24 protein-coding genes and 2 pseudogenes are annotated in these 25,043 nt (G+C 31.3%); 16 read left to right on the forward strand and 10 right to left on the reverse strand.

Going from position 1 to position 25,043, the window contains the following annotated elements; all coding sequences use genetic code 11:
* Positions 1–6: 6 nt before the first annotated feature.
* From RH82_RS11000 to sufD, 6 genes are all read left to right on the forward strand, one after another.
* Positions 7–1,074 (forward strand): cytochrome-c peroxidase, encoded by a 1,068-nt coding sequence (locus RH82_RS11000; RefSeq protein WP_052158310.1) that lies wholly within the window; start codon positions 7–9, stop codon positions 1,072–1,074.
* A gap of 129 nt (positions 1,075–1,203) precedes the next feature.
* Positions 1,204–1,533 carry a HesB/IscA family protein gene (locus tag RH82_RS11005; RefSeq protein ID WP_034060736.1) on the forward strand — a complete coding sequence of 110 codons (330 nt, stop codon included), beginning with the start codon at positions 1,204–1,206 and terminating at the stop codon, positions 1,531–1,533.
* 19 nt (positions 1,534–1,552) lie between these two features.
* Positions 1,553–3,001 carry a Fe-S cluster assembly protein SufB gene (sufB, locus tag RH82_RS11010; protein ID WP_034060739.1) on the forward strand — a complete coding sequence of 483 codons (1,449 nt, stop codon included), beginning with the start codon at positions 1,553–1,555 and terminating at the stop codon, positions 2,999–3,001.
* 93 nt (positions 3,002–3,094) lie between these two features.
* Positions 3,095–3,508: a hypothetical protein gene (locus RH82_RS11015; RefSeq protein WP_034060740.1), complete on the forward strand. Its 414-nt coding sequence runs from the start codon at positions 3,095–3,097 to the stop codon at positions 3,506–3,508.
* A 4-nt stretch (positions 3,509–3,512) separates the two neighbouring features.
* Entirely contained in the window at positions 3,513–4,265 is a 753-nt protein-coding gene (sufC, locus tag RH82_RS11020) for a Fe-S cluster assembly ATPase SufC (RefSeq protein WP_034060805.1), read from the forward strand.
* A 152-nt stretch (positions 4,266–4,417) separates the two neighbouring features.
* Positions 4,418–5,731 (forward strand): Fe-S cluster assembly protein SufD, encoded by a 1,314-nt coding sequence (sufD, locus tag RH82_RS11025; protein WP_034060741.1) that lies wholly within the window; start codon positions 4,418–4,420, stop codon positions 5,729–5,731.
* 33 nt (positions 5,732–5,764) lie between these two features.
* On the opposite strand, the gene RH82_RS11030 is transcribed toward sufD, so the two are convergent.
* The 3 genes from RH82_RS11030 to RH82_RS11040 form a co-directional block, all read right to left on the reverse strand.
* Positions 5,765–7,423, reverse strand: a complete 1,659-nt coding sequence (locus RH82_RS11030; protein WP_081979241.1) for a serine hydrolase domain-containing protein — start codon at positions 7,421–7,423, stop codon at positions 5,765–5,767.
* A gap of 177 nt (positions 7,424–7,600) precedes the next feature.
* Positions 7,601–8,041, reverse strand: coding sequence for a hypothetical protein (locus RH82_RS17860; RefSeq protein ID WP_052158311.1), 441 nt, complete (start codon positions 8,039–8,041; stop codon positions 7,601–7,603).
* Positions 8,032–8,376, reverse strand: a complete 345-nt coding sequence (locus tag RH82_RS11040) for a PadR family transcriptional regulator (protein WP_034060747.1) — start codon at positions 8,374–8,376, stop codon at positions 8,032–8,034. Before RH82_RS11040 ends, RH82_RS17860 begins: the two co-directional genes overlap by 10 nt.
* 79 nt (positions 8,377–8,455) lie before the next feature.
* On the opposite strand from RH82_RS11040, the pseudogene RH82_RS19005 reads away from it, so the two are divergent.
* A pseudogene (locus RH82_RS19005) lies at positions 8,456–8,590 on the forward strand (Fe-S cluster assembly protein SufD); the annotation flags it as partial.
* Between the two features lie 120 nt (positions 8,591–8,710).
* Here the strand turns inward: RH82_RS19005 and RH82_RS11045 are convergent.
* A complete protein-coding gene (locus RH82_RS11045; protein WP_034060749.1) occupies positions 8,711–9,571 on the reverse strand; it encodes a hypothetical protein in 861 nt (286 codons plus the stop codon).
* A gap of 121 nt (positions 9,572–9,692) precedes the next feature.
* Here RH82_RS11045 and RH82_RS11050 point away from each other — a divergent pair, with 121 nt between their 5' ends.
* The 6 genes from RH82_RS11050 (at position 9,693) to RH82_RS11075 (ending at position 14,296) form a co-directional block, all read left to right on the forward strand.
* Positions 9,693–10,907 (forward strand): aminotransferase class V-fold PLP-dependent enzyme, encoded by a 1,215-nt coding sequence (locus tag RH82_RS11050; RefSeq protein ID WP_034060750.1) that lies wholly within the window; start codon positions 9,693–9,695, stop codon positions 10,905–10,907.
* 55 nt (positions 10,908–10,962) lie between these two features.
* Entirely contained in the window at positions 10,963–11,766 is an 804-nt protein-coding gene (locus RH82_RS11055; protein ID WP_034060751.1) for an META domain-containing protein, read from the forward strand.
* Between the two features lie 44 nt (positions 11,767–11,810).
* Complete coding sequence (locus RH82_RS11060; protein ID WP_034060752.1) at positions 11,811–12,236, forward strand: SufE family protein; 426 nt, start codon at positions 11,811–11,813, stop codon at positions 12,234–12,236.
* Between the two features lie 75 nt (positions 12,237–12,311).
* A complete protein-coding gene (locus tag RH82_RS11065) occupies positions 12,312–12,638 on the forward strand; it encodes a DUF59 domain-containing protein (protein WP_034060754.1) in 327 nt (108 codons plus the stop codon).
* A gap of 103 nt (positions 12,639–12,741) precedes the next feature.
* Positions 12,742–13,248 (forward strand): DUF2480 family protein, encoded by a 507-nt coding sequence (locus tag RH82_RS11070; protein WP_034060756.1) that lies wholly within the window; start codon positions 12,742–12,744, stop codon positions 13,246–13,248.
* A gap of 103 nt (positions 13,249–13,351) precedes the next feature.
* Positions 13,352–14,296 carry a DUF3078 domain-containing protein gene (locus RH82_RS11075; protein WP_034060757.1) on the forward strand — a complete coding sequence of 315 codons (945 nt, stop codon included), beginning with the start codon at positions 13,352–13,354 and terminating at the stop codon, positions 14,294–14,296.
* A gap of 31 nt (positions 14,297–14,327) precedes the next feature.
* On the opposite strand, the gene RH82_RS11080 is transcribed toward RH82_RS11075, so the two are convergent.
* Complete coding sequence (locus RH82_RS11080) at positions 14,328–16,619, reverse strand: DUF5916 domain-containing protein (RefSeq protein WP_034060758.1); 2,292 nt, start codon at positions 16,617–16,619, stop codon at positions 14,328–14,330.
* A gap of 823 nt (positions 16,620–17,442) precedes the next feature.
* On the opposite strand from RH82_RS11080, the gene RH82_RS11085 reads away from it, so the two are divergent.
* The 3 genes from RH82_RS11085 to RH82_RS11095 are packed head-to-tail and all read left to right on the forward strand — an operon-like array spanning position 17,443 to position 20,906.
* Positions 17,443–18,837: a sensor histidine kinase gene (locus RH82_RS11085; RefSeq protein WP_034060759.1), complete on the forward strand. Its 1,395-nt coding sequence runs from the start codon at positions 17,443–17,445 to the stop codon at positions 18,835–18,837.
* Positions 18,837–19,553 (forward strand): response regulator transcription factor, encoded by a 717-nt coding sequence (locus RH82_RS11090; RefSeq protein WP_034060760.1) that lies wholly within the window; start codon positions 18,837–18,839, stop codon positions 19,551–19,553. The genes RH82_RS11085 and RH82_RS11090 overlap by 1 nt, the downstream gene beginning before the upstream one ends.
* A gap of 54 nt (positions 19,554–19,607) precedes the next feature.
* Complete coding sequence (locus RH82_RS11095; protein ID WP_034060761.1) at positions 19,608–20,906, forward strand: hypothetical protein; 1,299 nt, start codon at positions 19,608–19,610, stop codon at positions 20,904–20,906.
* Between the two features lie 110 nt (positions 20,907–21,016).
* On the opposite strand, the gene RH82_RS11100 is transcribed toward RH82_RS11095, so the two are convergent.
* From RH82_RS11100 to hflX, 5 genes and pseudogenes are all read right to left on the reverse strand, one after another.
* Positions 21,017–22,267 carry an erythromycin esterase family protein gene (locus tag RH82_RS11100; RefSeq protein WP_034060762.1) on the reverse strand — a complete coding sequence of 417 codons (1,251 nt, stop codon included), beginning with the start codon at positions 22,265–22,267 and terminating at the stop codon, positions 21,017–21,019.
* Positions 22,268–22,377: 110 nt separating this feature from the next.
* Positions 22,378–22,503, reverse strand: a pseudogene (locus tag RH82_RS19255) (helix-turn-helix domain-containing protein); the annotation flags it as partial.
* A 12-nt stretch (positions 22,504–22,515) separates the two neighbouring features.
* Positions 22,516–22,944 carry an AraC family transcriptional regulator gene (locus RH82_RS11105; protein WP_156112457.1) on the reverse strand — a complete coding sequence of 143 codons (429 nt, stop codon included), beginning with the start codon at positions 22,942–22,944 and terminating at the stop codon, positions 22,516–22,518.
* A gap of 191 nt (positions 22,945–23,135) precedes the next feature.
* Positions 23,136–23,483, reverse strand: coding sequence for a hypothetical protein (locus RH82_RS11110; protein WP_034060764.1), 348 nt, complete (start codon positions 23,481–23,483; stop codon positions 23,136–23,138).
* Between the two features lie 121 nt (positions 23,484–23,604).
* The gene (gene hflX, locus RH82_RS11115) at positions 23,605–24,834 is read right to left on the reverse strand and encodes a GTPase HflX (protein WP_034060765.1); all 1,230 of its coding nucleotides are present in this window, start codon (positions 24,832–24,834) and stop codon (positions 23,605–23,607) included.
* Positions 24,835–25,043 lie beyond the last annotated feature (209 nt).

Raw genomic sequence — 25,043 nt, forward strand, 5'->3', positions numbered from 1 at the left:
AAAATAATGACAAAAGGGTCCATATATCTATTACTAATTATTACGTTTCTAGCATGCTCAAAAAATGACACTCCAGAAACGGAAACTTATGAACCCACTCCTCTACCTTTAAGTATTCCTCAACTATTTTCAGATAAAATAATTCCGCCTGTAATACCAAACAACAATCCGCAAACGGTTGAAGGTGTTGCTTTAGGTAAAAAACTGTTTTTCGATACTAAACTTTCTGGAGACCAAACAATGGCTTGCGCATCTTGCCATTCTCCACAACATGCATTCACAGCCAATACTCCAACAAGCGTTGGTATAGATGGTGTTTCTGGTAATAGAAATTCTATGCCTTTATTCAATTTAGCATGGAATTATGGAGAACGTTTTACTTGGGACGGTAAAGAACTAAGTTTAGAACGTCAGGCTATGGAACCGGTTCAAAATCCAATAGAAATGCATAGCGATTGGCAAGATGTAGTCGATAGGTTACAGTCTGATGCTGAGTATCCAGAACTGTTTCGTTTAGCGTTTAAAACTTCCACAATTACAAAAGAATTAACAACAAAAGCAATTGCTCAATTTGAACGCACACTAATTTCGGCAAACTCAAAATTTGATAAATTTTCGTTAGGCGAAACATCCCTTACTCCGCAGGAACAAAATGGTTTAAATGTGTTTATGGACGAAGAAAGAGGCGATTGTTTTCATTGTCATGGCAACCCAAATAATCCATTGTGGACAGATAATATTTTTCATAACAATGGTTTAGATACCACATTTTCAGACCTAGGCTTGGGAGGCGTAACTGGAGATCCAAACGATAATGGCAAATTTAAAACGCCGTCACTAAGAAACTTAGCTTATACTGCCCCATACATGCATGATGGCAGATTTAGTTCTTTAGACGAGGTTATAGCGTTTTATAGTGCGGGACTTCAACCATCTCCAACAATAGACCCACTAATGAAAAACTTAGATAATGGCGGTGTACAAATATCTGACGCCGATAAAGCAGACTTAAAAACCTTCTTACTATCACTATCAGATCCAACATTTCTTACCAATCCAAACTTTCAAGAATAATTTTACCCAAAGACAACTTACATCAATAAACTCTATTAAACCATATGCTAATATAATGTTAGGGTATAAGGTAAGAAGAGACTTATATTGTATATTTGCTTACTATTTAGATAAATTCTACATAAGGACATGATAAAAGTTTCTAATATCGCTAAAAAGAAAGTCGTTGAACTAATGACAGACGACGGTTATAATCCAATTGAAGACTACGTTCGTGTTGGTGTTAAAAGTGGAGGTTGCTCCGGTTTATCCTACGATTTAAAGTTTGACAAAAACCACGAAGAGGAAGATAAAATTTTTGAAGATAATGGTGTGAAAATCATAATTGATAAAAAAAGCTTCTTATATTTAATTGGCACAACTTTAGAATATTCTGGAGGATTAAACGGAACAGGTTTCGTTTTTAATAATCCGAATGCAAACCGAACTTGCGGTTGCGGAGAATCATTTTCATTATAATTAAACTTAAAGACAAACTATGTCAAAGTATACAGAGGACGACCTTAGAGAAGAATTAAAAACCAAAGAATATGAGTATGGTTTTTTTACAGATATAGAATCTGAAACATTTCCTATTGGTTTAAATGAAGATATTGTACGTGCTATTTCCAAGAAAAAGAATGAACCAGAATGGATGACAGAATGGAGACTGGAAGCTTTTAAAGTTTGGAAGGCAATGGAAGAACCAGATTGGGCAAATGTAAATTATACAAAGCCCGATTTTCAGGCTATAGCGTATTATTCTGCGCCAGTAGCTGTAGATCCTAATAAAACATTAGACGATGTAGATCCAGATTTACTAGCGATGTACAAAAAATTAGGAATCTCTGTAGATGAACAGAAAAAAATGAACAATGTCGCAATGGACATTGTTGTAGATTCTGTTTCTGTAGCGACTACCTTCAAAAAAACATTAGCAGAAAAAGGCATTATTTTTATGCCAATTTCTGAAGCTATTCAAGAACATCCAGAATTAGTAAAAAAATATATTGGTACAATAGTACCAACAAAAGACAACTTTTATGCTGCTTTAAATTCAGCAGTATTTAGTGATGGTTCTTTTTGTTACATTCCAAAAGGCGTAAAATGCCCAATGGAATTGTCTACATATTTCAGAATTAATCAAGGCGGAACAGGACAGTTTGAACGTACATTATTAATAGCAGACGAAGGTAGTTATGTTTCGTACCTAGAAGGTTGTACAGCACCAAGTCGCGACGAAAACCAATTACACGCAGCAGTTGTAGAACTTATTGCTTTAGACGACGCAGAAATAAAATACTCCACAGTACAAAACTGGTACCCTGGAAATGCTGAAGGACTAGGTGGTGTTTACAATTTTGTAACCAAAAGAGGCTTATGTGAGAAAAACGCTAAAATCTCATGGACGCAAGTTGAAACTGGAAGTGCAGTAACCTGGAAATATCCAAGTTGTATTTTAAAAGGTGATAACTCTGTAGGAGAATTTTACTCTATTGCAGTAACAAATAATTACCAACAAGCAGATACTGGTACAAAAATGATTCATTTGGGAAAAAACACCAAATCAACAATCATTTCTAAAGGTATTTCGGCAGGGAAATCTCAAAACTCATATCGTGGATTAGTACAAGTAAGTGCTCGTGCAGATAATGCTCGTAATTTTTCGCAATGTGATAGCTTATTAATGGGTAACGAATGTGGCGCACACACCTTCCCATATATTGAAGCAAAAAATAAAACAGCGATGATTGAGCACGAAGCTACAACAAGTAAAATTGGTGAAGACCAAATTTTCTATTGTAACCAACGTGGTATAGATACAGAAAAAGCAATAGCTCTAATTGTTAATGGTTTTAGTAAAGATGTACTAAATAAGTTACCAATGGAATTTGCTGTAGAAGCACAAAAATTATTAGAAATTAGCCTTGAAGGTTCAGTAGGATAACTGTTACTCTTGCGAAAGCAAGCATCTCATTATATATACACAAAATTTAATATTTAATTATAGTTTAAAAAAACGTTTTACGGCATTTAGAAAATGAAAAAAATCCTAATCTTATTATTAACGCTTACAGTATTTACAAACTGTAAAAACGACACAAAACCAGAAACTCCAGCAGTTACATCGGAAGGTTCAGAAAAGACAATTAAACAAAACGACGGATTAACGTTACTAAGTGGTGAGTTTTCATATTATGCAGATGCAGCAGTTCTACAAGTTGGAAATAGCTCAATCTATGGCGTTGTTTTAAACGATAAAATGCACGAGTTACACAACTTAGGAAAAGAATATAGAACAGAATCTACCGATGGAATTTTAGTTCAAGTTCGTGGAAAAATAACACCTAAAAAAGAAGGCGAAGAAGGTTGGCCTTACACTATTGATATTCAAGAAATCATTAGCGTAAAAGAACAAGCTACAAAAAACGAGGTGATTAAAATTGGAAAATAAAACTATGTTACAAATAAAAGATTTGCACGCAAGTGTTGAAGACAAAACGATTTTAAGAGGTATTAACCTTGAAGTAAAAGCTGGAGAAGTACATGCAATCATGGGACCAAATGGTTCAGGTAAAAGTACTTTAGCATCAGTTATTGCTGGAAAAGAAGAATATGAAGTAGATAAGGGAGAAATTCTTTTAAATGAAGAAGATTTAGAAGAGTTAGCTGCCGAAGAACGTGCTCATAAAGGGATTTTCTTATCGTTTCAATATCCTGTAGAAATTCCTGGAGTTTCAGTAACCAACTTCATAAAAACAGCAATTAACGCAACGCGTAAAGCAAAAGGTCTTGCAGATATGCCTGCAAAAGATATGCTTAAAATGATTCGTGAGAAGTCTGAAATGCTAGAAATAGACCGTAAATTCTTATCACGTTCCTTAAACGTAGGTTTCTCTGGAGGAGAGAAAAAACGTAATGAGATTTTTCAAATGGCAATGCTAGAACCAAAATTAGCCATCTTAGATGAAACAGATTCTGGTCTAGATATCGATGCCCTGCGTATAGTTGCAAATGGCGTAAATAAATTAAAATCTAAAGACAATGCTGTTGTTGTAATTACGCACTACCAACGTTTATTAGATTATATAGTGCCAGACTTTGTACATGTTTTATTAGATGGTCGTATTGTAAAATCTGGTGGTCCAGAACTAGCACACGAATTAGAAGAAAAAGGTTACGACTGGATTAAAGAAGAAGTAGACGCGTAATAGTTAACAGTTTTCAGTAGCAGTTTGCACTTGCTTACTCAATTCTGATTACACTTAACTCAATCGTTTATAAAAAGAATAAATTGTATCCAGGTTTTACTCGCTATTTCAATTTACTGAAAACTGCAACTGAAAACTGAAAACTGAATTAAATGAGTTTAAAAGAAAAATTAGTATCATCCTTTTTAGCATTCGAAAATAATATCGATATAGATTCGCCCGTACACGATATTCGTAGTGAAGCGATTAAAACATTCGAAACTAATGGCTTTCCTTCTAAAAAGGAAGAAGCCTGGAAATACACTTCATTAAATAGTGTTTTAAAACACGATTATAGCGTATTCCCAAAACAAGAGAACGCGTTAGAATATAAAGATATCAAGAAGTATTTTATTCACGATATAGATACTTATAAAATTATTTTTATAGACGGAAAATACTCGTCTCATTTATCTCAAACCACTCACGATGGTATTGATGTATGTTTAATGTCTTCGGCCTTAAACAAACCAAAATACAGGTTAATAATTGAGAATTATTTCAATAAAATAGCTGCTAAAGATAGTTTAGCATCCTTAAATACAGCCTTTTCAAGTGAAGGCGCTTATATTCATATTCCAAAAAACAAATTGGTAGAAAAGCCAATTCAAATTATACATTTTTCTACAGGTAATGAAGCTGCTTTAATGCTTCAGCCTAGAAATTTAATTGTTGTAGACGAAAATTCTCATGTTCAAATTATTGAACGTCACCAAAGTTTAACAGACAATCCTGTGTTAACGAATAGTGTAACAGAGATTTTTGCAAACAAACGCGCTATTGTTGATTATTATAAAGTTCAAAATGATAACAAAAATGCTTCTTTAATAGATAGTACTTACGTTAATCAGAAAGATCAGAGCCATTGTTTAGTGCATACTTTTTCTTTTGGAGGAAAGCTTACACGTAACAATCTTAATTTTTACCAAAATGGTGAACGTATGGATTCTACAATGAAAGGTATTACCATTATTGGAGATAAACAACACGTAGATCATAACACATTAGTACACCACATCGAACCAAATTGCGAAAGTCACCAAGATTACAAAGGTATTTTTGCAGACAGCTCTACAGGTGTTTTTAATGGTAAAGTAGTGGTAGATAAACTAGCACAAAAAACAAATGCTTTTCAATCGAACAATAATATTTTATTAAGCGATAAAGCCTCTATAAATACTAAACCACAACTTGAAATTTTTGCAGATGATGTAAAATGTTCTCATGGTTGTACTATTGGACAATTAGATGAAAGCGCATTGTTTTACATGAAACAACGTGGTATTCCTGAAAAAGAAGCCAGAGCATTATTAATGTATGCTTTTAGTAATAACGTTTTAGGTTCGGTAAAAATTCCAGAATTAAAACAACGTATTACTAAGATAATTGCAGATAAATTGGGTGTAAATATTGGGTTTGATTTGTAAATTTTATCCAGACAAATAGAATAAAAAGGATTGCTAATTAGCAATCCTTTTCTTTTTAAAAATAATCTCTTTCACTGTTCCGTCACAAGACAATAACATTCCTGTAGTTCTATTTTTTTCATTTTTAATAAATTGATAAAGTGTTCTATCGTTATTTCCAAATTCATTTAACTGAACTGGGTTTAAGTTTATACTTTCCCTTCCTTTATAAGATAATTTTAGTGTGTTGTTTTCAACAAAAAAACGATAAGTAACATCCAATTCATCAGAATAAAAATCACCTACAAATTGTGAGGTATACACAGCATCCGATTCAATAAATTTTGCATGTTTAAAATAGAATGGTGTTCCACCAAATGAAATAACCATATCGTGAGTTTCCGAAGGCGTAAAATCGTGTTTAACATTTTGACTGTTAAACCTATGAAACTTGTTTTTGTCGTATTGCATTAGGGTAGCAGATGTTTTCCCTATAGAACCCATAGATTTTAAAGAATCATTCTCTACAAATATTTTCATAGTCATATCACTATTGATTTCTTTATACTGGCCAATAAATTCTTCAATACCCTGTTTTTTAAATAATACTTCATCTTTATCTTCGTCTTGAATCTTTTCTTCATTTAATAATAGAATATCTAAAATCTGATAGGCAATTCTTGGCGCATCAATAGCTTGCGAGTTTGTTAAAACTAGTATTCCTATTTGCTTTTCTAGAACTGTAATTAATTGTGAACGTCCACCAAAACCAAATCCGCTATGATTTAAAGTTTCATAACCTTTATAATCGTCTATCATTAATCCGCGAGCATATTTTGCTCTTTCGCCAGAAGTTAATATTTCTGTGGTTTTTAAGAATTGAGCCAATGGCCTAAATGTTAATATTTGTTCGTTTAGCATTTTCATCCATATTGCCATATCATTAACGGAGGAACCCATGCTTCCTGCACCATAACTTAATTGATTACTCGAAGAAAACTTATAACTATCCTTTTGTTTCTGATAACCAACTGCCTTATTTTTAATTGATTTTCCATGTTCTACTCTAACAAACGTAGAATGCATTTTTAATGGATTTAGAATTTTATCCTTTAAATAATCATTTAAATTTTGCCCAGAAACATGTTCAATAATAATTGCTAATAAGTTATAGTTGGTATTGGAATAACTTACTTTTTCGCCGGGTAAATTATTCAATCCTTTTTGCTTGCAAGCTAATTCTAGTACTATATTATTATCGTAATAAGAATTAGCATAATCAAAACCAGACAAATACATCAATGTGTGATAATTTCGAATTCCGCTAGTGTGATTTAATAAGTGTTTCACCTTAATGACTTTGTCATAGATTGGAAACTCTCGCAAATAGATTCTTATATCATCTTCTAAACTAATTTTGCCATCATTTACCAATGCCCAAACTGCGGATGCTGTAAATTGTTTTGCAATAGACGCCAAACTAAAAACCGTTGAATCTGAATTCTTTATATTATAATCTAAATTTGAAAGTCCAAATCCTTTAGAATAAACACTTTCGTTTTGATTAATAACTTTCACACTCAATCCTGGCGAATCATTAGAAACGTAAGAGGCTAACAATTCATCAATTTTTTGATTTACATTAGTTTGAGCAGCAGTACTTATAAATACAAACGCAAAAACCATGATGCAACTATTCTTAAAGTTTAACATTGCTGATATTTTTGGTAGAAATAAGTTGGAATTAGTCCAAAATTAAGAAACAGAAGACCTATAAAAACTATAATTCCTCTGTATGGCCAAGTTAAAAACTCGAACATAGCGCCAATTCCAAGTATAAAAAAAGTTATAAATCCGAAAATGTAAAATGATTTTTTCATTATTAATGATTTAAGAAAATTGGTGAATAGATTTTTTATACCTAGAATAAATAAGAGTTGGAACTAATAACAATGCAAATACTAAAATTGCTCCTATTAACAAAGAGCTAGCATAAGGCCAGTGCATGATTTTAAATAGCATACCAAGAACTAATAGTAAAATCATAGAAAAACCTAGAGTTACTTTTAGCTTATTTATTACTACTCGTTCTTTATTAAATTTTTGTAAATTAGTTTCTAGTTGTAGGTTTTGAAAACTAGCATAACCGCCAAATTTCTGCAAAGCTTCTTGATATAAAGCATTAAAATCTCTAGAATCATTTGTTGCATCTTGATTTTCAATATAGGTGCAAATATGATCTACTAAATCTTCTCTTAACTCATTAGATTTTACTCCATAAAGCTTTAAACTGTTTTCAATAAAATCGATGTGTTTTTCTTCTAAATGCATTTTATAACAGGTTTTGGGTTAAAAATTAAATCTAATGTGTCAATAAAATTATTGATTTCTTGGGTTACTTCTTCTACAGCTTTTTTGCCTTGTTTTGTAACTTTATAATATTTTCGCACGCGTTTGCCTATATACACTTTTTCTGTTTCTAATATTCCTTTAGCCTCTAACTTATGTAGAATAGGATATAATGCGCCTTCAGAAATATCAATTTTCCCTAAAGTTAACTTCCTAACGTCTTGTGTTATTTCATAACCATACATTTTATCACTTTGGCTTATCAATTTTAAAATGATTGGTTGTAAGGTTCCTTTTGTTAATTGTTTATCATACATAGCACAAATATACATTTTATATAAATGCATTGGTATAAAATTAAAGAAAATATATTTTTTATATTTTCTTTATACTTGTTTTATGAAACAACGTGGTATTCATGAAAAAGAAGACAAAGCCTTATTAATGTATGCCTTTAGTAATAGCGTTTTAAGTTCCGTAAAAATTACAGAATTAAAACAACGTATTACTAAGATAATTGCTAATAAATAAGGCGTAGATATTGGATTTGCACTGTAATTAATTTGAAAAAATAAATCTTATTATGATTACTAAATAAAAACAAAAAACCTCAAACTTAATGCGTTTGAGGTTCTTTAGTAACTAAACTTTTTATTGGTTACAATTACCGTTGTGCATATCCTCTAAAGTTGGATTGTATTCACAACCATTCGTACTAAAATTATTAAATTCAATAGTACCATTGAGCACTAAGTTATTCAAACCACAATAATCGTTTAAGCTTATATTGTTTTCTATTACTAATAAATCTGAATAAACCAAATTATCTAATCCAGAGAAAGAAATTAAATTGGGATTAAATTTCACATCTAACCCTATTTGATTTACTCCTGTGATGTTAGTAAGATTCTCTAACCCTTCAAAATTAATTAAAGAAGTGTTTTCATAAACAAATAAAGCAGAACAATTTGTTAAACTATCTAGCCCTACAAAATTGATTAAACCACTATTAAATTGCAAAACAAGATTACCTATATGCTCTACATTATTAAACCCACTAAAGTTAATAAGTGTATTATTTTGAAAAATACTTAACTCCCCTACGTTTGTTGGTATATTAATATTTCCTACAGTAATTAAGTTTTCATTTTCACTTATAAAAAGCCTATTTAAAAAGGTTTGGTTTGTTAGATTTATTCCTTCTAGACATGAAAGGCTTGTATCTTCTATTGATAAGTTATTAACTTTTTTAATACAAGACGATGGTAACAGGCTATTTATATCATTATTTAAAGAATTGCCAATTATCAAATCTCCATTAATTCCTTCATAACATAATGCTCCAAAAAAATCTACATCTGCCTGAGTCTCTAAAATAACGTCACCTTGGTATAGGGAATCACTATTTTCAATACATGGATTGGTATTTATTTCAGGTGTAGAATCATTATTATCTGAAGAACAAGAAAAAACAAGAGCAAAAGTTATAATCAGTAGAAATTTATTTTTCATAAATTTTGTTTATTTGTGATTATACCACAATATATATGTATCAATTTTACACAAAAAATTATAAGATTTTTTTAACCCAATCCATATTCATTTTTAAAACTACAAACACTAAATTTGTATTATGTTAGATTCGAATAAAATAAGAGCTGATTTCCCCATACTTTCTCGCAAAGTAAACGGTAAACCATTAGTCTATTTTGACAATGCAGCAACCTCACAAACACCTCAACAAGTAATAGATGTTATTGTAGATTATTACAGTAATTACAATGCAAACATTCACAGAGGTGTCCACACATTAAGTCAAGAGGCTACAGATAAATACGAAAATGCTCGTAATACAATACAAACCCATTTTAATGCAAAACACGCTTACGAGATTATATTAACTTCTGGAACAACAGAAAGTATTAATCTTGTTGCTCACGGTTTTGCTTCAATTTTAGATAAAGGTGACGAAATTATAGTTTCAGCTTTAGAGCACCATAGTAATATTGTGCCTTGGCAAATACTTTGCGAAAAAACTGGTGCTATTTTAAAAGTCATCCCAATGAACCTAGAGGGCGAATTGGAAATGGATAGCTATTCTGAATTACTATCGGATAAAACAAAATTGGTTTTTGTAAATCATATCTCTAATGCTTTAGGCACTATAAACCCTATTGAAAGTATTATAGAACAAGCACATAAAGTTGGTGCTGCTGTTTTAATAGATGGCGCCCAAGCTTGTCCACATGTAAAACCAGATGTTCAAGCATTAGATGTCGATTTTTACGTGACCTCAGCACATAAAGTATGTGGTCCTACAGGCATTGGAATGTTATATGGAAAAGAAGAATGGCTTACTAAATTACCGCCTTACCAAGGAGGTGGAGAAATGATAGACGAAGTAAGTTTCGAAAAAACTACTTATGCCGGATTACCTCATAAATTTGAAGCAGGAACGCCAAATATTTGCGGTGGTATAGCCTTTGGTGCAGCCTTAGATTATATGAACGCTATTGGTTTTGATACTATTGCAGAATACGAAAATGAACTTTTAGCCTACGGAACTAAGAGATTACTCGAGATTGAAGGTTTAAAAATTTACGGTACATCAAAGAATAAAACATCTGTAATTAGCTTTAACTTAAAAGGCATTCATCCATATGATGTTGGTACGTTACTTGACAAAATGGGAATTGCTGTGCGAACAGGACACCATTGTGCACAACCAATAATGACTTTTTACAATATTCCGGGAACCGTAAGGGCTTCCTTTGCTTTTTACAACACCAAAGAAGAAATTGATGCCTTAGTTGAAGGTGTTAAAAAGTCAAAAATGATGCTCTCTTAAGACTTTGGCCTCTTTTTTGTAATATTATATTCTGTAAACAAACAACTATTACAAAATGAAAACAACTACTATATTACTATTTGCTATTATTTTAAATGCCTGTGGAGCTTCTAATAAAGCATCAAATTCATCAGTTGATAATAAAAATAGCGTTCAAAATACATTAAATGGCACTTTTATAGTGTCAGCAATGGAAACAGAAAACCAATCTAAAAATCTTACACTTAACTTTGATAACAAGACAAATAAAGTCTCTGGTTTTTCTGGATGCAATCGTTTCTTTGGAACCTATACCGTTAAAAGAAATACTATTGACTTTAAAGCCTTAGCTTCGACTAGAAAAATGTGTGAAGAAAACTCTAATGTAGTTGAAACACAAATGTTAGCTGCTTTAGAAAAGACAACACACTTTGAAATAAAAGACAACACGCTAACATTGCTTAATGCTAAAAAGGAATTACTATCTGCTACTAAAACTACAGAAGCTAAAACAGCTCAAAACAATTTAAAAATAGAATACAGAGCACACACAAGAGGTAGTTATAAAAACATTATTTTAGAAAATAACACAGTAAGTGTTCAAGAGTCTTTTGACGTTAAACCGGTAGCAAAAGCATGTGCTAGTGAAGATTGGAGTACATTAATGGAAATGGTTTCAGAGCTTAATTTAAAAAGCATGAGCGCACTAGAAGCGCCTTCAAAAGCACACCAATACGATGGTGCAGCAATAGCAAATTTTACTGTTATTAAAGACGGTGAAACTTATACTGTTCCGTCTTATGATGCTGGAAACCCAAACACAGAAATTAAGGCATTGGTTGAAATGGTTTTAAAAATTGGCGAAAAAAGCAAAGAATAGGTTTAAGATTTTCGTAATTTTGTAAAAGAAAATTTTTTATATAAATGCAAAGCATTCAAGAGATACAAGCAGAAATTATTGAAGAATTCGCAATGTTTGAAGATTGGGAAGAACGTTATCAATACATGATAGATTTAGGTAAAGATTTACCTCTAATTGAAACCCAATTTAAAACCGATGATAATATTATTAAAGGTTGCCAAAGTAAAGTTTGGGTTCATGCAGAATTAAATGATGATAAAATTGCTTTTACAGCAGATAGCGATGCTATTATTACAAAAGGCATTATAGCCATCTTAATTAGAACATTCTCAAACCAACATCCAAAAGCAATTTTAGAAGCCAATACCGTTTTTATTGATGACATTGGTTTAAAAGAACATTTATCTCCAACACGAGCTAACGGTTTGGTAAGTATGATAAAACAACTTAAAATGTATGCGATTGCATACCAAACACAACTTAAATAGTTTATTCATTTGTTGTAGAGTTATTTATAAACTCACGACTAAACAACAAACAACTTAACGCATAAACAAAAACAAATGAGCGAAACAACAATAGATACAACAGAATTAGGAGAGAAAATAGTAGCGGTAATAAAAACAATATACGATCCAGAAATACCAGTTGATATTTACGAATTAGGACTAATTTACGATGTTTTTGTAAATGAAGATTACGATGTGAAAATATTAATGACTTTAACAACACCCAACTGTCCAGTAGCAGAAACGCTTCCTCTAGAAGTAGAAGAAAAAGTAAAATCGCTTAAAGACGTAAAAGGTGCAGAGGTTGAAATTACTTTTGATCCACCATGGACGCAAGAATTAATGAGTGAAGAAGCGAAACTGGAACTTGGAATGCTTTAAATTCTATTGGTGGTACACAGGCTTCGTACGAAGCGCTTACTCCAATTCTTTAAATCAGTATTCAATGCTATCAATTTAAAAACAAACAAGTAAACAACTCACATTGGAAGACGAAATAATAAATCGAGTAGCAAGTAGCAAGCTTGTTGTTTTTGACCTTGAGGACTTTTATCCAAAAGGCAAACGTATATTGTTTGATATTAAAGATTGGCTTTACGAAGGTTTTGTATTGCGCGAAAAAGATTTTAGAATTCTAGTTAAAGAACACAATTGGTCTCAATACCAAGACGCGTTTATTGCACTTACTTGTACAACAGATGCTATTGTGCCAGATTGGGCTTATATGCTTTTAACACTTCAATTAGAGCCATATACAAAAAAGACTGTTTTAGGAAACTTGGAAAGCTTAGAAGCATCACTTTACCAAAATATTATTGCCAACTTAGATGTTACTGCATATATAGACAATCCAATAATTATAAAAGGTTGCTCTAAAAAACCTGTACCTTCGAGTGCATATATAATGATTACCAATAAATTAAAGCCTGTTGCAAAATCTATTATGTTTGGGGAAGCATGCTCTGCAGTTCCATTATATAAACGCCGATAATCGTTAAAAACAAGCACTTAATCGCAAGTGTTAGCAAATAGCGATTTAGCAGTCAACTTATTATATCAAAATAATATACTTTTGCAATTCTAAATTTAAAAAAATGAAAAAACTATTATTATTGTTAGCTTTTAGTATTGGTATAGTATCAATACAAGCACAAACTAAAGAAGAATTAAAAACTCAAAAAGCTGAAAAGCAAGCTATCGCAGATACTGCTCAAGGAGAAGTGGACGCATTACAAGCACAAATAGATGCACTTCCAGGTTGGAGAAAAGGTGTATTTGGCACAATAGGAGGCATGCTTTCTAACTCTAGTAACTGGTATTCTCAAGATACACCTAATAATTCTTCTGGAAATATTGGTGTTTCTCTTAACGCTTATGCTAATTTAATTCAAGATGATTTTTTCTGGAGAAACACTTTAACCACTAACCTTAACTGGGTAAAGTTAGACGATAAAGACACAGACAGTGACAGTGAAAATTTTAACCCAACGACAGATGTGTTTAACATTTCTTCTTTATATGGTAGAAACATTACTAAAAACGTTGCTATTTCGGCTTTAATGGAATACAGAACTACATTATTAGATAACTTTAATGATCCTGGATATTTAGATGTTGGTGTTGGTGCAACTTGGACTCCTATGGAAAACTTAATAGTTGTTATCCACCCAATAAACTACAACTTTGTATTTGCTGATAACGATGCTGTTTTTGAATCTTCTTTAGGTGCTAAAATTGTTGCAGATTATTCAAAAGAAATTGGAGCTATTAGTTTCAAATCTAACCTATCGACTTTCCAAAGTTTTAAAAGTGGTGATTTATCTAATGTAACTTGGACCAACTCTTTTAGTTATACGTTATGGAAAATGATTGGTGTTGGTTTCGATTTTGGATTAAGAAGTAATAAACAAGAAGCTCTTAATTATGCTTTGGGTCAGTTTGATCCTATTGCAGTACCTGTTCAAGCAGTACCAAATTTTGATAACGTAGATAACAAATTACAATCTTATTGGTTATTAGGATTAAGCTATAACTTATAATACAAAATATAATATTTATTTTAAAAGTGCTTCAAATATTTGAAGCACTTTTTTGTTTCTTTTTCTTTCGGAATGTATTCCAATCTAAAAAGTAAGTCATCTTCAATGACAAAGTATTACTACTATTCTCCTTTAAAGTGTTTCCTAAATTATCAAAATAAGAAGAACGCACATCGTTATTAAAAAAGGTGCTACCTAGTTTATAACCTAAACTAATTTCGCTAGCTGGAGCAAATTGCCATTTAGCTAAAAAATCAATATTAAATTGATTAAAATTATCATCAAAACTATCTGGATTAATATCATAATTATTTGCTGCTAATTCTCCATTGTCTTCTAGCGTAAATTGCTCGTTATAATCTACTTGAATCCAGTAATGACGCAATCTTGCATTTACATTGAGTTTAGAATTTATAGAATAGTTTAGTGTTAGTGAATTGTTTAATTGCTTTACACTACGTTGCCCAAAAATAATGGCATCATTTTCAAACGTAATAAATCCTGCTTTACTAGGTGAACTTTCATAAGATTGTCTAAAGTAGGCGAACAAGTGCTGCCCAATTCTAGTACGAAAACCATAACCAGCAATAAATTCGTTAGTATAAATATCAGAATTTAAATACTTTACTAAAACCATATAACCAGAAAGCGATACGTTTTTATTCCGGTTAGTTTGGTATTCTAAAAAGGTTTCGGTTTGTGCTGGGATATTAAAATATCTGTCTATTACACGAGTTTCGTAAAAATTTTGTCCTTTTGGTAAATAAGTAAATTCTGCATAAAAATTATGTTGGCTCTTTTTAAAAGTTCCATTAGTTCCAAACTTAATATAAGTTTGCTCGTGTTCCATTAAGCTATAATAATAACGTTGCTGGTGATCTACAAAAAATTGATAACGAGAAAATAATTTTTTTGGGTTGTTTTCAGTATATCTTACATCTGCTCTAAAACGCAATTCGTTGTTTCTTGAAAGGAAACCAAAATCGTTATTATCAAAAGTATCATCTACTAATTTAAACGAAACTCCTGAGGTCCACTTCCCACTAACTTTTCCCACATACCCAAAATAATCATGCCCAAATTCATCAGCTGCATTCGAAAAATATTTTTGCGATAATCCAGTTTTAAATCTTGCCGAATAGGTTCTTTTTTTATTATACCAATTATACTGCAATCCAGTTAAGTTGGCATCATAATCACTTCCACTGCGCAAAACGGAATTGTTTACAAAGGTTAATGACGAATTATTTTTAAGCGCCTTGTCCAAAACCAAAGCGTTATAATTAGTCAACGGATTTGTAGTAACTTGTCTTGTATCTACAGTAGCACTATTTGCTATTATTGCTTCACTTTTATCTGTAATTCCATTTAAAATACCGATAGATAAACCACTAGATGATTTCCCTGTAAACTTAATAAGGTTTAAAATGTTAGAAGAAATTGCGTTCTCTTCAATGGTCTCATCTGCCGATAAAGTAATATTATTTTTATTAATTGGAGATCCACCAATTCGTCTTGTATATAAGTAACCTGATTTATCGAATATCTCTGTGCCTTCTACAAAGAATTGACGGTTTTCATTAAACTGTACTTCAAAAGGAGAAAGGTTAAAAATCTGATCATCACTTGGTGCTTGGCTAAAATCTGGAATTAGCGACACATCTAAAGTATACGCATTATTATGAACATACTTTAAATCTAGTCCGCCATTAAAATTGGTTTTACTTTCTCCAGTTGGACTTTTCTCATTGATTAAAGAAACAAAAGGATAAAACGATAAATTTAGTGGCGGATTTATCATTTTTAATCCTTCTAATCTCCCTAACTGATTCAAAAAACCATCTACTTCTGGATTAATAGGGCTCCAAAAAGAGGTTTCATTTAATGTAGAAGAAAAGCGCTGAAAATTAATTCTAAAATTACTTAAATCTTCTTTAGGAAAACGAATACTATTAAATGGTATTTTCATTTCTACAACCCATTTGTTATCATAAATTTTTACGTCGCTTTCCCAAACCACATTAAAATTACTGTCTTCTCCAAATGCAGAAAGTTTTCCATCATATTGAACATTTGCCGCAGTAACAGTAAAGTCAAAACCTTCTCTTGCTTCTCCAAAAGGATCCATTTGGAGTCCAAAAAAATCGGAAGCTCCAATAGCATCTCTTGCTGTTAATTGCTGATTAATCTCTGTTTTATTCTCAATATAAAAAACAGCTAAAACATATAAATAACTTTGGTCATGTAAAATGGCGATTTCAGATTTTCTATTAGAAGCTTTGCCATTATCCGGCTGTTGCTGTATAAAATCGCCTTCTTGCAAATGTTGTTTCCAAATAGCCTCGGTTACTTCACCATCTACATTTATTGTTTCAGTAGCAGGATGAATAGTAATAGTCTTCTATGCTCTTACAGAAACGATTCCGAAGAAAATAAACAGTATAACTAAAACTCTATTACATTTATTTGATTGTTTCATTATTGGTTTGGTTTAATTGACAATCACAAATATGAAACAGTGCAACAGATAAACAGGTTAAGCCAAAGTTAAAGACCGGTTAATGTGTTTTTACTATGTTTTAGCTTCCTATTAACATAAATAAAGAACACCACCAATAGTAGGGAGTTTAAACACTATTAACGTTAACGCAAAGTTAAGCGATTGATTTTGTATTATTTAAATAGAATTCCCTTATACATTTGTAACATCAAATCGAACCAATAAGAGGTATTTAACAAAAACATATTTTTAATAACATACATAACAAAACAGCATGAGAACTTTAAATAGAAATTTAATTACAAGACCGGCAACAAGTAAAGCAGCAAACTGGAATGCTAAAAGACGTTACAGATAAGCTTTTAATAGCAATCAATTAAAATCGAACAATTATGAACACTTTAATTAAAAATCACAGAAAAACATTAGCTAACGACCAAATGCTAATTTCTAAATTAATTAATCCAAAAAGTAATGCAAATACCCTAAACATTAAGATTCGCAATAATTATTTTGCGTATTAAAATGAAAGTAAATAATAAGTTAACGTTGGGTTAACGGTCTTAACCTATAATGCTCGAAGACACTTATTTACTACTTTTGAAGTAACCAACAACCAGAATAACCGATATATCGGATAATAAATATGAAGAACAAAATAACCATACTAATAATTGCTTCTGTTTTAGGCTTAATAGCCCTATCCTCCATACAAGCCTATTTAATTAGTAATACTTACGAATTAAAAAAGAAGGCCTTTATTAAGGAAACCGATGATGCTTTAGAAGGTATTCATAACCAAAATGAATTAGACTCTTTAAGTAATGTTTGGAAAGAAGATTTGCGAAATCATTTAAACGATTATAAAAGTAACCGTATTACAAAAGCTGAAGTTTTAAATCGGTTTTTTATAAAAACAGACAGTCTTAATACAATGCATGCAACTTATTACAAAAAAGAATTAGAGCATATTAATTTAGGTTATGATGTAAAATTTAAACAAGATTTAATAAGTATAATCATTATTGAAGGTTCAAAATCCGACACTATATACCCTGTTAGAACTGAATTTAGAAATAAAATTTTTGGACAGGAATTTAACACCAAAGAAGGCCATCAAATTAATAAATCAAGTTGGTATACTGAGAGCGAATATATACATCAAGAAGATGGTGAAATTGTAAAGGACACGTATGATTTAGAAGTTAAAAACATAAGTTACATTCAAATAAAAGACTGGAAACGCATAGTATATAGAAGAATGGCCGCTCTGTTTTTTGGTTCTTTATTACTATTTCTATTTGTTATAGGATTGCTTTATTATTCAATAAAAAATTTAGTTACACAAAAAAAAATAGCAGATATAAAAACAGATTTCATAAACAATATCACACACGAACTTAAAACACCTTTAGCAACATTAAGCATTGCAACAAAAAGCTTGAAAAATGAAACAATAAAAGCAAATCCGGATGCCTTTAATAACACATTAAATATTGTAGACAGGCAAAACGAACGACTACAAAAACTAATAGATCAAGTAATGACTAATAGCTTAAGCAATGAAGATATTGTATTACATAAAGAACAAGTTTTAGATAACGTCTATTTTAATAATATTATTGAAGATTTTAAACTCGCTAAACAACACAGTGGATTAACAATTAAAAACGAAATCCTTACATCAGAAATAGTAATAAGATTAGACAAGTTTCATTTTGCTACTGCCATTTTAAATATACTAGAAAATGCAGTAAAATATAGCGCAGAACCAACTATAATTACTTTTAAAACTGAAATAAAGAATAGTAATTACTGTCTAAAAATAAGTGATAATGGAATTGGTATTTCACAAAAAAATCAAAAACATTTATTCGATAAATTCTATCGTGTAGGCGATGGTAATGTTCATGACGTAAAAGGATTAGGATTAGGATTGTATTATACTAGCCAAATTATTAAAGCACATCAAGGTGTAATAACTCTAGAGAGCGAATTAAATAAGGGCACAACATTCACAATTAAAATACCAGTAAACTAATGGAAAGAATTCGTGTATTACTAGCAGAAGACGATTTTGACTTTGGAAGTATTTTAAAACAATACTTAGAGATTCACAATTTTGAAGTCACTTGGGCAAATGATGGTAAAGAAGCTTTAGACCTTTTTAAAGCCGAAGCTAAAAACCCTTTTAATATTTGCGTGTTTGATGTGATGATGCCAAAAATGGATGGTTTTGCTTTAGCCGAAAAAGTAATAGAAATTAACCCAGAAATACCTTTTGTATTCTTAACCGCAAGAAAAATGAAAGAAGACCGCATAAAAGGTTTAAAACTTGGGGCAGACGATTACATCGTAAAACCATTTGAGGCAGATATTCTTGTCTTGAGATTACAAAACATATTAAAACGAACCCTGAAAAATATTAACCAATCAAATAGTCAATCAAAAAACGACAGCAGTTATAACATAGGACGCTATGTTTTTAATCCGCAAAACCACCAATTAAAAATTGAAGACAACATCCAACGCTTAACAGAAAAGGAAGCACAGCTAATCACTTATTTCTTTGAAAACAAAAACCAAATGATTAAAAGAGATGATCTTTTAACTGCAATTTGGGGAAGTGACGATTTTTTCTCTGGAAGAAGTATGGATGTATTTATTAGTAGACTACGTAAATATTTTAAAAAAGACAACAACATTTCTATAGAGAGTGCACGTGGAGTTGGCTTAACTTTTAAAGTTGAAGCGTAAAAAACAAAAAAACGAACAGTTTCCTATAAAACGGAACTAAAAAAACATTTAATCATGAAATCAATAACAAAAATACTAGCAAAATTAATGATGTTATTAATCACAATATCATTACAAGCACAAACTACAAGCTCATCATCAAGTAAATCTTCTTCAACTACATCTATTCATAGCGATAGTGATGATGATAACTCATCATATTCATATAGTCGTTCTTCTAAAGATAAAAGCAAAAACAACAATGTGTCTGTGTCCATAAGTAGTTCTGATGATTCTTATACACTTCACGCAAAATTTCCAGAAGAAAAACATAGGGAAATTAAAGATCTTTTAACTAAAGAAATGAGTAGTAAAAACTACACGCTTTCTAAAGGAAAAGACAACTGGAATTCCGATTCTAATGGTGAAGAAGTTTACAAAGTAAATTTAAGCAAAGTGAAGCTAACCATGTCTTTAGATAAAAATATTGCCTCTAGTAGTTTAGCTAAAAAAATTGAAGCTTTGGGTTTAACAATCCGTACTATAATTGTTGGTGAACAAAATGAAGCAAGACGAGATGCAGAACGTATGCAACGTCAAGCAGATAGACTACGTAGGGATGCAGAACAGATGCAGCGAGAAGCAAATAGAATGCAACGTGAAGCACAAAGACAAGTGGCTAGAAACTCCAGTCAATATAGGGATGAAGCAAAAAAAATTGCAAATGAGGCTAGGCGTTTGGCTGTTAAAGCTTCATATCTAAATGTGGAAGCTGCACATAAAGGAGCTATTAGCTCTTTAGTTAGGCAACTTTTAAGAGACTCAAAAACGACTTATAATGACAACACAAAAAACAGTTTTAATTGGACTTGGCCTGAAGCACAAAATGAATTACTTGGTGCTTTTAAAAAGGATAATTTAATAGATACTAAAAATGACGTCGTGTTTATAAAAGATGCAACAGGAATTTATGTTAATGGTAAGCATTTACCTAGAGGTAAAATAGCCAAATACAATTCAATTTTAACCAAATATAGTATATCTAAAACACACTATCTTACCTTTTATAAAACCAATAATCACATTGTTTTAGTTAACGATAATGCAAATCTAGAAGGGTTTATTGATACTGCTATTTCAAAAGACATATTAGACTCAGCAAGCAGAGAAGTAAAATTAAGCCTTAATGGAGCAACTGCTTACAAAAACGGAAGTGAAGTTTCTGTAGCCGTTTTAAAGACACTAAATGATGCCTTATTGCAAAACAACATAATTCCTGCTCCTGGAAAGGTTTTTGAAATTATAAAATCTAAAAACTATAAATTAGGTTACTCAGTTGGAGATAAAACACATTTAGGAACTTGGCAAATGTGATATTAAAAAAAGCATTTCTTTATAAAATGCTTTTTTGCTTTTAGAACGAAAATGTCATTCGTTTTAGGTTTTCCTATTTAGGTATTAAAAAATTAAATATCACATCAAATTTACTTACCATAGGTTGGAATTTCAGACTTATAAACAGTAATTAGACCATCGAATCGTTTTTTTGGAATAAAGCTAATGTTACCACCATTTTCTAACTCGTAACCGTGTGTTTGATTAAAAATCCATTCTGAATTCTTGCTTTCATTTACCGTTTCAAGATTTAAAAACGCTACTTTTTTTCCTGTATCCATCATTTTTTTCTCTAGAAAATAATTGTCATTATTCTCAAAAGGAATGGTTTTTTTTGTCCAATGCTGATAGGTGTTTCCTTTATAAGTAAATAAACCAAGCGCATAATAGTTGTCTTTATACGCATCCTTTAAATAATGTCCCATCCATTTAACGGTATGGTTTTGTGCATTAGCATTTTCAATATGGGCATTATGTGCCCAAATAATTATTTTCTTATCAGGAAATAACACAGTCATGATCCATTGCAAATTCTCATACATTAATTCATCTCGTAATGCATTATCTTCGTATCTATCCTCGTAGGTGAGTTGTGTCGATTTTTGAAACATTTCTAGGGTTCGTTGTGAAATCTGAAATTGAAAGTCGGAGACATCGAAATTCTTCTTTATTTCATCTGAATTATTTACCAATATTCTCTTTGCATGCGCAGAAGTATTAATAAATAGATTTCTATGTTTTTCATAAGCGATAGAATCACCTTCTTTGCCAGCTTGATACGCTCTTCCGTAAGACCATAATCGCGTTTGTAAACTATCAGATAATTCTTTGTCGTACGGTTTTATGATTTTAGTTAATAGTTCTTGAACGTAACCTGAAGAAGCTTGTGTATCATAACCAGTATAATGTAATGGTTTTTTAGAAGCGCTTGCCGATTTAATAAGTGTAAACATTGGAGTGACTTCTGCGGCTCTAAAATTACCAAAAACAGTATGATCTCTTAATTGCGCTACAGAAAGCGTATCGATATTAGAATACGCCATATTAATATCTCCTAATCCACCTTCCATCGCAAGGACTTCAAATCCCTTTTCTTTATAAAGATATTCAACCAAAGCCGCTTTAAGCTCATAATACTTACCCAAACCATGCGAACTTTCACCCAAGGCTACAATACGTTTATTACCTATAGCTTTTCCAATTTCTGTGAAATCGTAGTTCCCATTAGGTTCTAATTCAATCGTTTTATTTTTTAACCAGGCCTCAGGGCTTTTAGACTCTTGTGCACAAGAGGAAAAAGTAATTATGCCAAATAATACTATTAGTTTGAATGTTTTCATTGCTATAGATTTAGTGTTGCAACAAATATGCAATTCAATTATCAAAGAAAGCTAATGAAAATTATAGCTTTCGTCCAAAAAGAAGAATGTTGGACGTTTTATTTTGTGTTCTAGGATTGGTTTTTATATGCTGATGGCGTTATTCCAACCATTTTTTTAAAAGTAGCATTAAAAGAAGATTTTGAACTAAAACCTGCGTCCTCAGCTAAAGTTATTAAAGTATATTTTTTAGCTTCTGAAGATTTTAGTCATTCCTTGACTTTTTCAATACGATGAAAATTCAAGAATTCCGAAAAATTCATGTGATGGACTTCATTAATATATTTAGAAAGTGTTTTGGGATGGAATTCCAATTGTGTTGCTAATTCTGTTAGTGTAAGGTTAGCATTTTTGTACACCTCTTCTATGGTCATTGCGTTATGCAGTTTATGTTTTAAATCACCTGCAAAAGTTTCTGTAGTATTCTCTATAAGTTTAAACACATTAAATAGAAGTTTTGGTTTTGAAAACCCGACAAAGCCTATCCAATAGATAAAACCAACATTAATTATAAGTGTTGGATAAATAAATAGAAAGCTTTCACGACCATTGTGGATTATTAAATCTATGGAGTAGGTCACTAAATTAAAAACAGCAATTAAGATAAAAACAATGGTGAATTTTTTTAACCAATTCATTTTTTCTAAATACCTGGGACTGTTTGACAATTCACTTACTTTTTTACTTAAGAACCTAAAACAGGCAAATCCTATAGTTACATTAAAGATTAAAATAAAAACCTCTTGAATTCTAAAAAAATTAGATTCCACAATGACTTGCGTGATTCTATAACTGTTTTCTGAAACCGATATAGAAAACCAATACAATCTTAAAAAAAATAGACAATGGCTGGAAGAAATAACCACCATTCTTTTTTATGATACACAACTTCGTTCTTTTGAACAAACTGATTCTTTAAATAAAAGAAAAATGCTGGTGCAATCAACCATTTATAAGGAAACGGAAACATGTGTAAAGGTCTATAGTACTTAAATAGGTTTAAGTCTAGAAAAGCATACATCATATTCAAGAATGCCAAGCTAAATAAAAAAAGAATAAACAGTTTTACAGAACTTGGGTTTACTTCCTTCTTTTGATACAAATACAAACAAAGTACAAACCCTTGAAAGGCGCCAAAGAGAATAAAAATATTTAAAAAAGTAAACTCTAAATCCATTGTTTGTTTAGCGACTCAATGTTTTTAATTATAATGGTATTGAATAATCTATAAAGTATTCTAGATCTCTACTACTTTTCTATTGTACACTAAATTTAACGCTTTAAGCCAAAGCTGCTTTTTACTCTTCTTCTCCCATAGTTGCGTAATCGTAATCTGGATACAGAAAATGATTGTATGGAAAACGAGTGACGTGTATTTCTCGAACTTCATTATAAACGCGTTTTTTAAAGTCTTCTAGGTTTTCTTTATTTAACGCAGATATAAATAGCGCGTTGTCCGTACCTACTCTATTCATCCATGTTTTTTTCCACTCAGACAAACTATAATGTTCTTCGGTACGCTCTGCAATTAAATCGGTATCATCAAATGGTTTAGCTTCATAAGCATCAATTTTATTGAACACCATAATAACGGGCTTATCACCACTATTTATTTCGCCTAAAACCTTATCTACAGAAGCAATATGGTCTTCAAAATTAGGATGCGAAATATCTACAACATGGAGTAATAGATCGGCTTCACGAACCTCATCAAGAGTACTTTTAAAACTATCTACCAATTGTGTTGGCAGTTTTCTAATAAAACCTACAGTATCACTTAACAGAAAGGGTAAATTTTGGATTACAACTTTTCTAACCGTTGTATCCAAGGTTGCAAAGAGTTTGTTTTCGGCAAACACTTTACTTTTACTAACAGTATTCATTAATGTCGATTTACCAACATTTGTATAACCTACTAACGCAACACGTACCATTTTACCACGATTACCACGTTGCACAGACATTTGCTTGTCTATAACTTTAATTTTGTCTTTTAATAACGAAATACGATCACGTACAATACGTCTATCTGTTTCAATTTCGGTTTCTCCAGGTCCACGCATTCCAATTCCACCTTTTTGGCGTTCGAGGTGAGTCCACATTCCTTTTAGGCGTGGTAATAAATATTCGCATTGTGCCAATTCTACTTGTGTTCTTGCATAGCTTGTTTGCGCACGCTGAGCAAAAATATCGAGAATAAGATTGGTTCTATCGAGTACTTTACATTCTAGAATTTTACTAATATTACGTTCTTGAGAGGCAGACAATTCATCATCAAAAATAGCAGTACCAATTTTATTCTCAAAAATGTATTTACGCACTTCTTCAATTTTACCCGTACCTATATACGTTTTAGGATTTGGCATTTCCATTTTTTGAGTGAATCGCTTTTTTACTTCTCCACCAGCTGTAAAGGTTAAAAACTCTAATTCGTCCAAATACTCTTTAGATTTAACTTCGTTTTGAGCCTTAGTAACTACTCCAATGAGTACAGCGTTTTCTAGGTCTATGTCTTTTTTTTCTAGCATAAATAATTTTAAAGTACAAAGTTATACCATTTCTACTTTTAAAGCATCATAAAATAAAATGGTGATTTTTTCTTTTTACAAAATATAAAAATTAAGTATAGCTTTAGTTACTGTTTCTTTTTATGTTGAAGTAAAAAGGAAAAAAGGCGTTTTATTTGGATATTTTAAGGCAGATATGATATCTGCCAATTGAAAGCAGATAAAATTTG

This window comes from Lacinutrix jangbogonensis, from assembly GCF_000797445.1.
Classification (GTDB): Bacteria; Bacteroidota; Bacteroidia; order Flavobacteriales; family Flavobacteriaceae; genus Lacinutrix; species Lacinutrix jangbogonensis.

Bases quoted from the DNA above. Each gene is read 5' to 3' on its own strand.
- RH82_RS11050 (WP_034060750.1), top strand. From the start codon at position 9,693: ATGTTAGATTCGAATAAAATAAGAGCTGATTTCCCCATACTTTCTCGC.
- RH82_RS17860 (WP_052158311.1), bottom strand. From the start codon at position 8,041: ATGCATTTAGAAGAAAAACACATCGATTTTATTGAAAACAGTTTAAAG.
- RH82_RS11105 (WP_156112457.1), bottom strand. From the start codon at position 22,944: ATGAATTGGTTAAAAAAATTCACCATTGTTTTTATCTTAATTGCTGTT.
- RH82_RS11090 (WP_034060760.1), top strand. From the start codon at position 18,837: ATGGAAAGAATTCGTGTATTACTAGCAGAAGACGATTTTGACTTTGGA.
- sufB (WP_034060739.1), top strand. From the start codon at position 1,553: ATGTCAAAGTATACAGAGGACGACCTTAGAGAAGAATTAAAAACCAAA.
- RH82_RS11060 (WP_034060752.1), top strand. From the start codon at position 11,811: ATGCAAAGCATTCAAGAGATACAAGCAGAAATTATTGAAGAATTCGCA.
- RH82_RS11075 (WP_034060757.1), top strand. From the start codon at position 13,352: ATGAAAAAACTATTATTATTGTTAGCTTTTAGTATTGGTATAGTATCA.
- RH82_RS11095 (WP_034060761.1), top strand. From the start codon at position 19,608: ATGAAATCAATAACAAAAATACTAGCAAAATTAATGATGTTATTAATC.
- RH82_RS11030 (WP_081979241.1), bottom strand. From the start codon at position 7,423: ATGTTAAACTTTAAGAATAGTTGCATCATGGTTTTTGCGTTTGTATTT.
- RH82_RS11000 (WP_052158310.1), top strand. From the start codon at position 7: ATGACAAAAGGGTCCATATATCTATTACTAATTATTACGTTTCTAGCA.
- RH82_RS11085 (WP_034060759.1), top strand. From the start codon at position 17,443: ATGAAGAACAAAATAACCATACTAATAATTGCTTCTGTTTTAGGCTTA.
- RH82_RS11100 (WP_034060762.1), bottom strand. From the start codon at position 22,267: ATGAAAACATTCAAACTAATAGTATTATTTGGCATAATTACTTTTTCC.
- RH82_RS11055 (WP_034060751.1), top strand. From the start codon at position 10,963: ATGAAAACAACTACTATATTACTATTTGCTATTATTTTAAATGCCTGT.
- RH82_RS11110 (WP_034060764.1), bottom strand. From the start codon at position 23,483: ATGGATTTAGAGTTTACTTTTTTAAATATTTTTATTCTCTTTGGCGCC.
- RH82_RS11005 (WP_034060736.1), top strand. From the start codon at position 1,204: ATGATAAAAGTTTCTAATATCGCTAAAAAGAAAGTCGTTGAACTAATG.
- RH82_RS11040 (WP_034060747.1), bottom strand. From the start codon at position 8,376: ATGTATGATAAACAATTAACAAAAGGAACCTTACAACCAATCATTTTA.
- RH82_RS11065 (WP_034060754.1), top strand. From the start codon at position 12,312: ATGAGCGAAACAACAATAGATACAACAGAATTAGGAGAGAAAATAGTA.
- RH82_RS11045 (WP_034060749.1), bottom strand. From the start codon at position 9,571: ATGAAAAATAAATTTCTACTGATTATAACTTTTGCTCTTGTTTTTTCT.
- sufC (WP_034060805.1), top strand. From the start codon at position 3,513: ATGTTACAAATAAAAGATTTGCACGCAAGTGTTGAAGACAAAACGATT.
- hflX (WP_034060765.1), bottom strand. From the start codon at position 24,834: ATGCTAGAAAAAAAAGACATAGACCTAGAAAACGCTGTACTCATTGGA.
- sufD (WP_034060741.1), top strand. From the start codon at position 4,418: ATGAGTTTAAAAGAAAAATTAGTATCATCCTTTTTAGCATTCGAAAAT.
- RH82_RS11015 (WP_034060740.1), top strand. From the start codon at position 3,095: ATGAAAAAAATCCTAATCTTATTATTAACGCTTACAGTATTTACAAAC.